Raw genomic sequence first — 12,515 nt, forward strand, 5'->3', positions numbered from 1 at the left:
CCCCCCGTCCGCGGCGCGCCCCCCGCGTCTGGCCCCCCCCCCCCCCCCCCCGGCGCGCCCGCGCCGCCCCCGCCCCCCCCCCCCCCCCCGCCCCCCCCCCCCCCCCCCACTACAGGTAACGCTTCCAGCCGAGCATGGCTCGGCTCTACAGGTAACGCTTCCAGCCGAGCATGGCTCGGCTCTACATGAGGGTAGCTGCCACCAGCCCCGCCGCTGGCAAGGCCCACGCCAGTGGCGCAATCCAGCGCGGCCGGTACGGGTAGAGGCCGAACGCCAACAGCAAGCCGGCGAGTGTCATCGCACCCAACCACCACACCGGCCCCAGCGCCCAGCCACCGCGCCATACGCACAGCGCGAACGCAGCCGTCAGCAGGCTCCAGCCCAACCAGCGCCATAGCCGCATACGCGAAACGCTGGCGCCATCTTTGCCGTGCAGCTCCAGCTGATGCTTCTCCATCGCCAACGACAAGGCGGCGAACGCAGCAAACGACAAACCCAGGGCAAGCAGCATCATGCGCTTGCCTCCGCAGCCACCGCGGCCTGTTGCCGGCGCTTCTTCTCGGCAGCGCTCAACGGCGGCTGCCAGTGCTGCATGCGCCAGCCGCAGTAGGCCAACAATGCGCCGAAGATGATCATGGTCAGGTCGAAGCCCGCCAGCACCCAATCACCCGATGCAATGGTCGCGCCAAGATGCGCCTGCGTGGTGAGCGCGTTGACCACCGGAATCAGCGCGAACAACGCCGCGCCCACATACAGCTGCCATGCCCACATCATCCGCCTGGGCCAGATGAAGGCGGCCAGTAGCGATGCCGCCCAGGCGTAGAAGAACACGCTGACTTCGGCTTCGCTGCGCTCGGCCAACTGCACAGGCAACAATCGATTTCCCCAGAAATAAGCAGCGAACGCGATCGGCAGGCCGGCCACGGCACCAATGTTCAAGGCATCGACCAGGCGCAGGCCGAAGCCGGTCTTGCCGGACTTGGCATGCTTTGGCCGCTCCTTCACCGCCCACAGCACCACGCCGCTGGCCACCATCAGACAGCCGATCAAACCGGACAGGAAGAACAAGGCTCGCAGGCCCCAGTCTGCAAAACGTGCCAGGTGCAACCCGTACATCACGCCACGCGTCTGCGTTGCACCACCGGCGCCCGGGCTGGCTTCCAGCAATTGGCCGCTGACCGCGTCATAGCGCAGCGACGGTGTATCTATCGACAAGCGCTTTCCATCGCGCTGCTGGATGTCGACCACCGCGTTGGCAGCGCCGGGGCGGTACACGGTGAAACCACCGATATCGGCGCCATTCCATTGCTTGCGCGCGCTGTCCATCAGTTGCTGGATCGGTACGGGCGTCGCCGTGCCTTGCGCCGGGGACTCGACTTCGGCCATGCGCGCGAAGGCTTCACTGAAGAAGGCGTCCTCGTCGTTCGGATAGGCCGATTTAACGCCCCATGGCAGGTACAGGAACATCAAGGTAACGATGCCGGTATAGGTGATCATGGCGTGGTACGGCAACGCCATCACGGCGCTGACGTTATGGAAATCCAACCACGAGCGCAGTCCTTTCTGCGGGCGGAAGGTGAAGAAGTCCTTGAAGATCTTCTTGTGGGTGATCACTCCGGTGATGATCGCCACCAGCATGAACATCGCGCAGAAGCCAACGATGTAGCGCGCCCATATCACCGGGATGTAGTGCAGGTCGAAATGCAGGCGATAGAAGAAGTCGCCGCCGCGGGTCTCACGCGCGGTGACTTCATTGCCGGTATTGGGGTCGACGGTGGCATCACCGAAGCGACCGCCGCCGCGTCGCCGACGCTTTTCGCCCTCGACTGGAGGTTTGACCATCGACTCCGGGTTGCGCCAGAACATGCGCATTGCCGGGTTGCGGGCATCGGGAAGGGTGACGCTCCAGCTCTCGGCCTGCGGTGCCTTGTGCTGCAGGAAGCTGAGTGCGCGCGCGGCGGCATCGTCGGCACTGACCGTGCTGCGCGGCAGTTCAGGCCGCATCCAACGGCTGATTTCCTCACGGTAATAGCTGGCCGTGCCAGCCATGAAGATCAGCAGCAGCAGCCAACCGACCAGCAAGCCGGTCCAGGTATGCAACCACGCCATCGATTGGCGGAATCCGTTCTTCATGCTGCAGCTCCAAACCACTGGGTGCCGAACCACAACAGCGCGGTCGGGATCAGGATGCCGACCCACGCGCGCAGCGCGCTGCGGGTGGCGAATGCCCACAATGCGGCGCAGGCGCACAGCACGATGGCGACCAGCATGCCGGTCAGCACTGCCTGGCTGCGGGCGATTGGCAAGCTCACGGCGACGAACATCGAAGAAGTAGCGGCCAGCGCATAGCCGCCGACGATGGCGGCGAGCGAGCGCGACAACACGCCCAGCCAGGGGCGTGCGAAGAAACTGCCAAGACGGGTGTACCAGGGGCTGGCGAGAGGCGTGCTGTCCACAGGAACCTGCATAGTCGGATCAATACGGACGCCACCGGCAGAGCCGGTGGCGTGGAATAAGTCGGCCGTCCCTGGCCGCCACTGCCTGGCAGTGGTTCCCTGGAGGGATCAGAGCTTCCAGCGCAGGGTCAGCAGCACATTGCGCGGCTCACCCCAGTACACGCCGTTGTAGAAGCCCACGTTGCTGAAGTACTCCTTGTCCAGCAGGTTGTTGACGTTGAGCTGGGCGCTGAAGTTCTCGTTGAAGCGGTAGCCCGCCGACAGGTTGAGCAGGTAGAACGAGTCCTGGGTGATGCGCGCACTTACGGTGCGGCCACTGGTCAGGTAGTCGGCGGCGGGCTTGCTGCTGTTGCGCCAGATCTCGCTCTGCCAGGTGGCTCCGCCGCCAAGCCAGAAGCGACCTTCGGCACCGCCCGGGCGCCAGCTGGTGTTGAGGCGGAACGTATCCACCGGAGTGGTGGTGTTCTGGCGCACGCCTTCCTGGTTGTAGCTGGTGGTATGAGCGAAGCCGGCCGACAGGTTCCAGTGCTCGCCCAGGCTGCCCTGTGCTTCCACTTCCCAACCCTTGACCTTGTTGCCCTTGCCGGTGGAGCGGTAAGCGGAGGCGCCACCTGGCAGCGAGCCCGGCGGGACGCTGTCATCTTCCTCGGCGACGTTGTCCTTGACGCCCTTGAACACGGCAGCCGAGGTGTTGAGCAGACCGTCGAAGAACTCCGCCTTGAAGCCGGCTTCCCACATGTCGCCGACCACCGGCTCCAGGTAGCTGTTGTTCTTGTCGCGGTATTCCTGTGGCTGGAAGATGTCGGTGTAGCTGGCGTAGGCGCTGAAGTACTTGTTGATGTCGTAGATCAGGCCGAAGTACGGGGTAAACGTGTTCTCCGGCTTGTAGCCGCCGCGGGCGGTGCCGGTGCGGTTGCCGGCGTTGTCGTAGCTGTAGCGCCAGGTCTTGGTTTCCCAGGTGCTGTAACGGGCACCGGCGACGGCCAGCAGCGGATCGGCCAGCTGCAGGCGGGCGGCGACATAGGCGGCACGCTGCTTCAATTCGTTTTCCGAACCCAGGTAGCCGTTGCGCACGATCGGCAGTTCGGGGATGTTGCCGGTCCAGTTGCGCCAATCCGGCACCTGCGCGTAGTCATTGGAATAGGCGGGGATGGTGATGGATGGGGACTCGCCCTTGCGCAGGGATTCGCCCAGCCCGAACACCAGCTCGTGCTCGCGGCCGAACAGCTTGAAGTTGCCGCCGACGTTCACGTCGAACACATCCATCGTGCTCTGTTCGGCGAAATGCGACAGGTAGGCGGTGACGCCGGTGCCATCCGGGCGCGGGAAGCCATTGGCGCCGTACCAGACGCTGCCATCGGTTTCACGGTCGGCGTGGGTGAAGCTGCCCTTCAATGCCCAGCCGGCGCCGAGCTGCTGCTCGATGCGGGCGAAGCTGGTCTTCTCGACGATGGGCCATTGGCTCCACGAGGCCGACATGTTGGTCGAGCGCGGAAGGTTGGCCGGCTTGCCGTCCACACCCCAGTAAGGCACCACGCCCCAGGTCACGCCGGAGGTCTCCGGCGACTGGTACTCATAGCCGAGCTCAAGCAGGGTGCTGTCGGTGACGTCGGCCTGGATGATGCCGTAGAACACGTTCTTGTCGAGCTTGTAGACATCGCGGAACGAGTCGCTCTGCTGCTTGGCGGCGACCGCGCGGGCGCGGATGCGGCCGTCCCAGGCCACCGGGCCGCCGATGTCGAACTCCATGCGCTGATTGCCCCAGCGACCGAGCGTGAGGTTTGCGCCCATCTGCACGGTGTCGGTGGGGCGCTTGCGCACGAAGCTGATGGTGCCGGACGGATCGCCCGCGCCGGTGGTCAGGCCGGTGGCGCCACGTACCACTTCGATGCGCTCATAGATCACGTTGTCGGTATTGGTCTTGATCGACCCACCAAACGTGTTGAGCATGCCATCGACCTGGAAATTGGTGATGTTGTAGCCGCGCGAGACATAGTTGATGCGCTCGCTGTCGGTGACCGAGACGTGCACACCGGTGACCTGACCCATCACGTCGGACAACGAGAACAGGCCCATGTCGTCCAGGCGCTGGCGGGTGATGACCGTCACTGACTGCGGCGTCTGGCGCAGCGACAGGTCCAGCTTGGTCGCGGTCCTGGCGTGCTTGACGGTATAGGAGTTGGGCAGCTCGCCTTCGGCGACAACCTTCACTGCATCGAGTGTGGTTGCGTTGTCGGCCGGCGCTTCTGCGCGCGCAGAAGTGGGATTACCCGCAAGAGCGATGGCCAGAGCGGTCGATAGCAGTGAAAGCGGAGTAGTTGCACGGGGGAGATGCATCGGCGTTTCCTGAGTGGCGAAAGTGGTGCGGCCAACAGAGGAGTGCCCACGGCTGCGCCACACGACTGGCGTGTGAGGTGCCGGAAGAGGTTTCCCGCGTGCTGCCCGCATGCGCAGCGCGTCGGCCCATTGGCGTCGCGCAGCTTGGTATCTATCGGGGGTACACGGGGCTTGGCGGTGGATGCTGTGCATCGCTGCCGCGAGGGGCTGGGCGTACGGCCTAGTTCGTAACGATAACCATTCTTATTTATGAGGGCAAGCTAAATTGTCTTTTGAAACTGTTGAACTTTCTGCAGTGCGATTTTTTCCGCAAAGAAAGTGCTCTCTTGATGCCATCCATGGATGGCGCTGGGCATCGTGGAAAGTGCTCAAAAAGCCGGTCATAGAGTGTTTGTGGGAGCGGCGTAAGCCGCGAAGCTGAGCAACTGTAGAGTCGTCCGTTTGATTGCGGAAATTCATCGAACCGATGAAATGCCGGCTTCGCGGCTGACGCCGCTCCTACAAGGCCTTCGGCAGGCTTACCGGTAACGCCCCAGCCGAGCATGGCTCGGCTCTACAGTTGCACAATGGTTTCCGACGTCACCGCCTTGTGCCGTGATGGGCGCCTGCGGTTACAGTCCGGGGTCCTCTCATTCCGGGACCTCTCATGCCTGCATTCCTTCGCAGTCCACGCCTGCATGCACTGTTGATCGCCGCACTGCTGCCCTTCGCCGTGCAGGCACAACCACCGCGCCTGATCGGCTATGTGATGGACAGCCCCGAGCCGCTGCAGTTGTCGGCGCAGAAGCTCGACGTGGTGAACTTCGCCTTCGCCGTAGTCCGCCTCGACGGCACGGTCTATCTGCCCGAACAGGTGGATCCGGCACGCCTGCACGCCGTGGTCGCCAAGCGCGCGGACAATCCCTCACTGCAGATCGTGTTGTCGATTGGTGGCTGGGGTGCCGGCAACTTCTCCGAGGCCGCGGCCAGCGCGCCTGCACGCGCGCGTTTCATCGACAGCAGCGTCGCGCTGATGCATCAGTTCAAGCTCGACGGTCTGGACATCGATTGGGAATACCCCACGCTCGGCGATGCCGACATCAGCCACAGCCCGGATGATCGCCACAACTTCACTGTGCTGCTGGAAGAACTGCGCGCGCGCCTGGACCGCGAGGGCGATGGCAAGCGTCATTACCTGCTGACCATCGCCGCCGCTGAAGGCCGCGCTGCCGAAGGGCTGGAGCTGCCGCGCATCGCGCAGTCGTTGGATTGGATCAATCTGATGACCTACGACTTCTACGGCAGCCTGACCAAGACCACCGGCCATCACTCCGGGCTTGCGCGTTCACCACTGGCCACGCCGCAGGGCCGCACCACCGTGGATGCGGTGAAGTACTTCCTTGATGCAGGCGTGCCTGCTGCCAAGATCAATGTCGGCGTCCCGTTCTATGGCCGCACCTTTGGTGATGTCGGCAGTGCCAACAACGGTCGCTTCCAGAAGTTCACCAAGGAGGGCGGCTTCATCACCTGGCGTGACATCGTCCATACCCGCCTCAATGCACCGGACTGGCAGCGTCATTGGGATGACGAGGCGCAGGTGCCGTGGCTGTGGAATGCCAAGGAGCGACGCATGATCAGTTACGACGATCCGCAATCGCTGCTGATCAAGGCCAACTACGTGAAGCAGCAGGGCCTGGGCGGCATCATGTATTGGGAACAGCGCGGGGATGACAACGAGCAGCTGCTTGATGTGTTGCACGAGGCATTGCGCTGATCCGGTAGTGCCGAGCCATGCTCGGCAGAGGCTTCACCGGTAATGCCCCAACCGTAGTGCCGAGCCATGCTCGGCAGAGGCCTTCCCCGCAAAAGCTGCCCTCACCCCAACCCCTCTCCCGCATGCGGGAGAAGGTCTAGATTGGCCACGCGCTGCAGCGCCAAGTAGTGCCGAGCCATGCTCGGCAGGGGCTTCACCGACGCGGCTTTGTGGGAGCGGCGCAAACCGCGAAGCCTGCATTGCTTGAATCGCAAGCACTACCGCTATCTGATCGGCTCTCGGCTTCGCGGCTTACGCCGCTTCCACACGGTGATCGGCGGGGCTATCTGCAAGGCCTCTTGCCGAGCATGGCTCGGCACTACAGAAACGAAGAAGGCGCGGATTGCTCCGCGCCTTCTTCGTTCAACTCACACAAGCAACGCTTAGAAGCGGGTCTTGAACTCCACGCCCCACAGACGCGGCTCGTTGATGAAGCCGGTGAGGTTGTTGAAGTCGATGCCGCCGGTGGCGCGGATCTGGTTGGTGATGTTGCGGCCGTACAGCGCCACGTCGTAGTCACCATCATTCCACTGGTAACCCACGCGCAGGCCGCCTTCCAGCAGCGACTTGCCGGTGAATTCCTTGGACTGGTACAGGAAGAAATTCACTTCGCTGCGGTATGCCCAGTCGGTGAACACGTACAACTGCGTGCCATCAGCCAGCGGCAACGACCAGCGTGCGGTCATGTTGTGGGTCCACTCCGGTGCCTGCGGCAGCGAGTTGCCGTTGATCAACGCCTTGCCATCGACGACCGGATTGGTCACGGTGCAGGAGAAGCACGGCGCCACGCTCAGATCGGCATCCTTGATCTCGGTGTGGTTGTAGCCACTGCCCAGGGTGACCAGCAGGTTGTCGGTCAGGTAGGCCTGCAGATCCAGCTCGAAGCCCTGGCCAACGCTCTTGTCGGCATTGAGCAGGATGTTGGCGTTGCCGCCGGCGCCACCCACGGCGGTCAGCTGCTGATCCTTGACCCGGTAGTGGTAGACGCTGGCATTCAAGCGCGCACGGTTGTCCCAGAAATCGGCCTTTACGCCGGCTTCGAAGGACAACACGGTTTCCGGATCGGCCACGGTCTTGTTGTTGAAGGCGCCCGCCGACTGGATCGAGCTGCCACGGAAGCCGGTGGCGACGCGGCCGTAGACGTTGACGGTGTCATTGACAGCGTAGGTAGCCGAGAAGTCCCAGTTGAACTTCTTGTCCTTGGTCGAAGCCGACAGGTAGGGGTCGACGGCATCGCCTGCGGCGTAGGCTGCCTGCTGTGCGGCGAGCAGACCGGCGAGATCGCACTTGGCCGACAGCACGCACGGCGAGAAACCGGTGTTCCAGTAATCCTTGACCTTCAGGTCCTTCTTGTCGACGGTGTAGCGCACGCCAGCGCGCAGTTCCAGCTTGTCGGTGGCCTGGTAATTCAAACCACCGAACACCGCCCAGGCGTCATTGGTCTGGTTGATGCGCTGGAAGCCGTCCTGCTTGCTGCCATTGGTGGTGTCGTAGCTGACGCTGTCGACGTCGTAGTCTTCCTTGAAATAGAACACGCCGGTCTGCCAGTTCAGCGGGCCTTCGTTCTGCGATTCAAGACGCAGTTCCTGGGTCCACTGCGAGTGGCTGGGGATGCCATCGGCGGTTTCCGAGGCGAACGGCACATCGGCGGTGAAGTAGGGGCCGGAGGTGCCGTCGATGTCGCCGACGCTGAAGGTATCCACGGTCTCGTAACCGGTGATCGAGGACAGCTTGTAGTTGCCCAGGTCCCAGCTCAGGCGTGCGTTGGCACCGCTGCTGTCGAGCTCGGAGTGGTTCAGGCCGTCGATCGAGACCTTGTTCTCGTCGAAACCAGGAACGAAATCGTTGCTGCCCTTCTTGAAGATGTTGCCGCGGAACAGGCGTGCGGTGCCGTTGAGGTGACGCTTGTGCGCACCCAGCAACGCTTCGAAGTTGTCGCCTTCGTACAGGAACTGCGCGCGCACCGCCGATTCGTCATAGCCTTCCAGGCCGTCATTCGGGCCGGTGCCGGTGTTCTTCACCCAGTCGTCGCGGCGCTGGTACAGGGCCGACACACGTGCCGACCAGCGCGCGCTCAGCGCGCCGCCAACGGCGGCTTCCACATTCCACAGGTTGTCACTGCCGTAGCCGACCTTGCCGTAGCCCTCGAACTCCTGCGACGGACGTACCGAGTCGAACTTGACCACGCCGGCCGGGGTGTTGCGGCCGAACAGCGAGCCCTGCGGGCCGCGCAGCACTTCCACCTGTTCCACGTCGAAGATCGGGAAGCCCTTCAGGATCGGGTTTTCCTGCACGATGTCGTCATACACCAGCGAGACCGGCTGCGAGGTGTTCAGACGGAAGTCGGTGTTGCCGTAGCCGCGGATGTAGAAGCGCGGGAAGGCGCGGCCGAACGAGGATTCGATGTTCAGGCTGGGCACGCGGCCGGACAGGTAACGCACATCGGTACCGCCGGAGGCCAGCGCGTCGAGCTTCTCGCCGCTGACGGTGCTGATCGACACCGGCACGTCCTGGATGTTTTCCACCTTGCGTGCGGCGGTGACCTTCACCGCATCCAGCGTTGAGGCTTGCTTCTGGGCGGGCGTCGCATCCTGCGCGGCAGCGGTGAGTGGCAGTACGGCAAGAACGGCGACAAACAGCGGATGCGCTGCCGGCAAGCGGCGGCGGACGGTACGGGTCGGGGACATGGCGGAGAAGGGCCTGTTGAGGAGGAATGGGGAACTGCGCCTAGCATGGAATTGTTGCAGTACAACATTCGTATCGCAATCGTTCAGGTATTCAGCGGCATGACGCCTGTCAGGGGTAAGTGCCCCTTCCGCCGCATAGACTTGGGGCTTCCTTCCCGCCCAGGCACGTTGTCATGACCCAGTGGTATTTCCATATTCCCGGCCAGGCCGACCGCGTCGGCCCCATGGACGACGAGGCCGCGCGCCGTTTTGCCCAGGGTAGCCGCCAGGCATTGGCCTGGCGCGAGGGCATGCAGGGCTGGCAGGCGGTGACCGAAATCGCCGACTTCGGCGGCCAGGCCGGCCCGCCACCGATGCCGCCGCCGGTAGGTGGCAGGGGCAACCGTGCCGACGATATCGACTTCCGCATCATCGGGCATGAGATGCAGTTCGTGGAAATCGAACTGGACCCGGGCGAAAGCGCGATTGCCGAGGCCGGCGCGCTGATGTTCAAGGATTCGACCGTGCAGATGGACACCGTGTTCGGTGACGGCCGCCATGAGGGCCAGGGCGGCGGCTTCATGGACAAGCTGATGTCGGCCGGCAAGCGGGTGATCACCGGTGAAAGCCTGTTCGCCACCGTGTTCACCCATACCGGCAACGGCAAGGCCAAGGTCGCCTTCGCCGCGCCCTACCCCGGCACGGTGATCCCGATGAAGCTGGACCAGCACGGCGGCAAGCTGATCTGCCAGAAGGACAGCTTCCTGGCCGGCGCGCGCGGCGTGCAGGTGGGCGTGCATTTCCAGCGCAAGGTGATGACCGGCCTGTTTGGTGGCGAAGGTTTCATCATGCAGAAGCTTGAAGGTGACGGCTGGGTGTTCGTGCACGCCGGCGGCTGCGTGGTGGAACGCGAGCTGGCCGCGGGCGAGCGCATCGACGTGGATACCGGCTGCGTGGTGGCTTACCACGCTGGCGTGGACATGGACGTGCGCCGCGTGGCCGGCCTGAAGAGCATGTTCTTTGGCGGCGAAGGCGTATTCCTAGCGACGCTGACCGGCCCCGGCAAGGTATGGCTGCAGTCGCTGCCGTTCTCGCGTTTGGCTGGCCGCATGTTTGCCGCTGCACCACAGGGCGGCGGCCAGAGCCGCGGCGAGGGCTCGGTGCTGGGCGGGCTGGGCCGCTTGCTGGATGGTGACAACAAGTTCTGACGTCGCCTTGGCGTCCGTAGCCCGGCTGGAAAGTCCGGGCTGCGGAACCCTGCGCACATGCCCCGTGCGCACGGAACAAGCCGCCATTGCGCAGAGAAGACGTATTTCCTTGTAGTGCCCCGACGCCGTCGCCATACTCGCCGCATTCATTTTCAGGGGATGGCAGGACGCCATGCACGCGCGGGACAATGTTTACGCACCGCCACAATCCTCGCTGACGCAGGAAGCAGCAGAACCTTCGGCATTGCCGCCGTTCTATGTGGTCTCCATCACCAAGCTGGTGCTGCTGTACGTGGCGACGATGGGCTTCTATTCGCTGTACTGGTTCTGGAAGCACTGGGCCCGGCACAAGCGCGACAAGAAGCTGAGTATCTGGCCAGTACCGCGCGCGATCTTCGCGATCTTCTTCGCCCACAGCCTGAACCAGGAAATCGACCACCGCCTGCAGCGAGCAGGCAAGCGCTACAGCTGGTCACCGGGTATGTGGGCTGGCGCCTACGTCATCTCGGCCATTGGCGGACGCATCGTCAAGCGCATCCCCGATGCAGTGCTACCGCCTCTTCCATCTATCTGGGTCGCCATGCTGTTGATGGCACTGAACGCGACGGCCTTGGTGCAGGCGCAACGCGCGGCCAACCTTGCTTGCGATGACCCCAGTGGCGCCGGGAATTCTCGGCTGACCGCAGCAAATTGGGTGTGGCTGGTGTTGGGCGGGCTCTTATGGATATTCATATTCGTCATGCTCGCGATGTATTTGGGCATTTGGACTCCAACCGTATACCTCCCGGCAAGCTGAAACCGGCTGCGGATGACAGCCGCAGCTAAACCATGCATTGGCCCACTGGCGGCCTTGCCAACACAAAGCGCTATGCTGGCGCCCTTTCCGACACCCCTGTTCATCATGCGCAACGCCCGACTGCTGCTGTCCCTCTCCTTGTTCGGCCTGCTGGCAGCCTGCGGCGGCGAGAACACCAAGCCCACTCCGCCGGCAGCGGTGCAGCCGACCACGCCGGTAAGGCCGGTCAAGATCGGCGTGGCATTGGGCGGCGGCGCAGCCAAGGGTTTTGCCCATATCGGCGTGATCAAGATGCTGGAGGCCAACGGCTTCGAGCCGGTGGTGGTGTCCGGCACCAGCGCCGGCAGCGTGGTCGGTGCCCTGTACGCCAGCGGCATGAACGCCTTCCAGATGCAGCAGAAGGCCGTCGCGCTGGATGAAGCCAGCATCCGCGATATCCGCCTGTTCTCCGGTGGCCTGGTGCAGGGCCAGAAGCTGCAGGACTACGTCAACGCGCAGGTCGGCAACAAGCGCGCCGAGCAGCTGCAGAAGCCATTCGCCGCGGTCGCCACGCAGCTGGAAACCGGTGAACGCGCGGTGTTCGTGCGCGGCAATGTCGGCCAGGCGGTGCGTGCTTCCAGTTCCATTCCCGGTGTGTTCGAGCCGGTGATCATCGGTGGCAAGAGTTATGTCGACGGCGGCGTGGTCAGCCCGGTGCCGGTGGATGCGGCCAAGCAGCTGGGGGCCGAATTCGTGATCGCGGTGGATATCTCCAGCCGCGCCACCGGCCAGCGTCCGACCGGCCTGCTCGGTGCAGTGGGCCAGTCGATCACCATCATGGGCCAGCGCCTGGGCGAGCAGGAACTGGCACGCGCCGACGTGGTGATCCGCCCGGCGGTGCTGGACATCGGCGCAGCCGATTTCGAGCAGCGTGGCCGCGCCATCCTCGAAGGCGAGAAGGCGGCGATGGCGGCGATGCCGCAGATCCGTGCTGGTATTGCCCGCCTGCAGCAGGCGCGGGTCGCAACCGCGCGCAATGCCGATGCACGCGCTGCTGCCGTGCAGGCCGAAGCGCACCAGCGTTGCCAGGACAGCCGCAGCCGCATCGAGAAGCTGCGCGGCATCGAGAAGAACTGCAGCGCACCAGCGCGCTGAGGATCAACGGCAGGGCTGCAGCTTTGTAGTTTTGTGGGGGGGGGGGGTCAGCAGCGCGCGCGGAGGCTGGTAAGTAGTGAGGAAGTTGCGGTCAAGCCGCGCCCCCCCGACGCGCGCGATCGCGGG

General features: G+C 64.0%; 9 protein-coding genes. 4 read left to right on the forward strand and 5 right to left on the reverse strand.

Annotated features, from left to right (window positions below):
- Positions 1 to 181: 181 nt before the first annotated feature.
- The 4 genes from ACVOLV_RS20750 to ACVOLV_RS20765 form a co-directional block, all read right to left on the reverse strand.
- Entirely contained in the window at positions 182 to 514 is a 333-nt protein-coding gene (locus ACVOLV_RS20750; protein ID WP_481556014.1) for a DUF3325 domain-containing protein, read from the reverse strand.
- Positions 511 to 2,133 carry a PepSY-associated TM helix domain-containing protein gene (locus ACVOLV_RS20755; RefSeq protein WP_481556015.1) on the reverse strand — a complete coding sequence of 541 codons (1,623 nt, stop codon included), beginning with the start codon at positions 2,131 to 2,133 and terminating at the stop codon, positions 511 to 513. The genes ACVOLV_RS20750 and ACVOLV_RS20755 overlap by 4 nt, the downstream gene beginning before the upstream one ends.
- Positions 2,130 to 2,456, reverse strand: coding sequence for a DUF3649 domain-containing protein (locus tag ACVOLV_RS20760; protein ID WP_481556016.1), 327 nt, complete (start codon positions 2,454 to 2,456; stop codon positions 2,130 to 2,132). Before ACVOLV_RS20760 ends, ACVOLV_RS20755 begins: the two co-directional genes overlap by 4 nt.
- 108 nt (positions 2,457 to 2,564) lie before the next feature.
- On the reverse strand, positions 2,565 to 4,793 hold the full coding sequence (locus ACVOLV_RS20765) for a TonB-dependent siderophore receptor (RefSeq protein WP_481556017.1): 2,229 nt from the start codon (positions 4,791 to 4,793) through the stop codon (positions 2,565 to 2,567).
- Between the two features lie 646 nt (positions 4,794 to 5,439).
- Here ACVOLV_RS20765 and ACVOLV_RS20770 point away from each other — a divergent pair.
- Positions 5,440 to 6,546 (forward strand): glycoside hydrolase family 18 protein, encoded by a 1,107-nt coding sequence (locus ACVOLV_RS20770; protein WP_481556018.1) that lies wholly within the window; start codon positions 5,440 to 5,442, stop codon positions 6,544 to 6,546.
- 422 nt (positions 6,547 to 6,968) lie between these two features.
- On the opposite strand, the gene ACVOLV_RS20775 is transcribed toward ACVOLV_RS20770, so the two are convergent.
- Entirely contained in the window at positions 6,969 to 9,272 is a 2,304-nt protein-coding gene (locus ACVOLV_RS20775; RefSeq protein ID WP_481556019.1) for a TonB-dependent receptor, read from the reverse strand.
- 173 nt (positions 9,273 to 9,445) lie between these two features.
- Between ACVOLV_RS20775 and ACVOLV_RS20780 the strand changes: the two genes are divergently transcribed.
- The 3 genes from ACVOLV_RS20780 (at position 9,446) to ACVOLV_RS20790 (ending at position 12,389) form a co-directional block, all read left to right on the forward strand.
- Positions 9,446 to 10,459 carry a TIGR00266 family protein gene (locus ACVOLV_RS20780; protein ID WP_481517673.1) on the forward strand — a complete coding sequence of 338 codons (1,014 nt, stop codon included), beginning with the start codon at positions 9,446 to 9,448 and terminating at the stop codon, positions 10,457 to 10,459.
- 244 nt (positions 10,460 to 10,703) lie between these two features.
- Positions 10,704 to 11,255 (forward strand): hypothetical protein, encoded by a 552-nt coding sequence (locus ACVOLV_RS20785; RefSeq protein WP_481556020.1) that lies wholly within the window; start codon positions 10,704 to 10,706, stop codon positions 11,253 to 11,255.
- A 72-nt stretch (positions 11,256 to 11,327) separates the two neighbouring features.
- Entirely contained in the window at positions 11,328 to 12,389 is a 1,062-nt protein-coding gene (locus ACVOLV_RS20790; RefSeq protein WP_481556021.1) for a patatin-like phospholipase family protein, read from the forward strand.
- Positions 12,390 to 12,515: the final 126 nt, after the last annotated feature.

The organism is Stenotrophomonas sp. STEN023 (assembly GCF_056760135.1).

What these genes read in the sequence shown, in the direction of transcription:
- ACVOLV_RS20750 (WP_481556014.1), bottom strand. Translation starts at nt 514, where the DNA reads ATGATGCTGCTTGCCCTGGGTTTGTCGTTTGCTGCGTTCGCCGCCTTG.
- ACVOLV_RS20755 (WP_481556015.1), bottom strand. Translation starts at nt 2,133, where the DNA reads ATGAAGAACGGATTCCGCCAATCGATGGCGTGGTTGCATACCTGGACC.
- ACVOLV_RS20765 (WP_481556017.1), bottom strand. Translation starts at nt 4,793, where the DNA reads ATGCATCTCCCCCGTGCAACTACTCCGCTTTCACTGCTATCGACCGCT.
- ACVOLV_RS20770 (WP_481556018.1), top strand. Translation starts at nt 5,440, where the DNA reads ATGCCTGCATTCCTTCGCAGTCCACGCCTGCATGCACTGTTGATCGCC.
- ACVOLV_RS20775 (WP_481556019.1), bottom strand. Translation starts at nt 9,272, where the DNA reads ATGTCCCCGACCCGTACCGTCCGCCGCCGCTTGCCGGCAGCGCATCCG.
- ACVOLV_RS20780 (WP_481517673.1), top strand. Translation starts at nt 9,446, where the DNA reads ATGACCCAGTGGTATTTCCATATTCCCGGCCAGGCCGACCGCGTCGGC.
- ACVOLV_RS20790 (WP_481556021.1), top strand. Translation starts at nt 11,328, where the DNA reads ATGCTGGCGCCCTTTCCGACACCCCTGTTCATCATGCGCAACGCCCGA.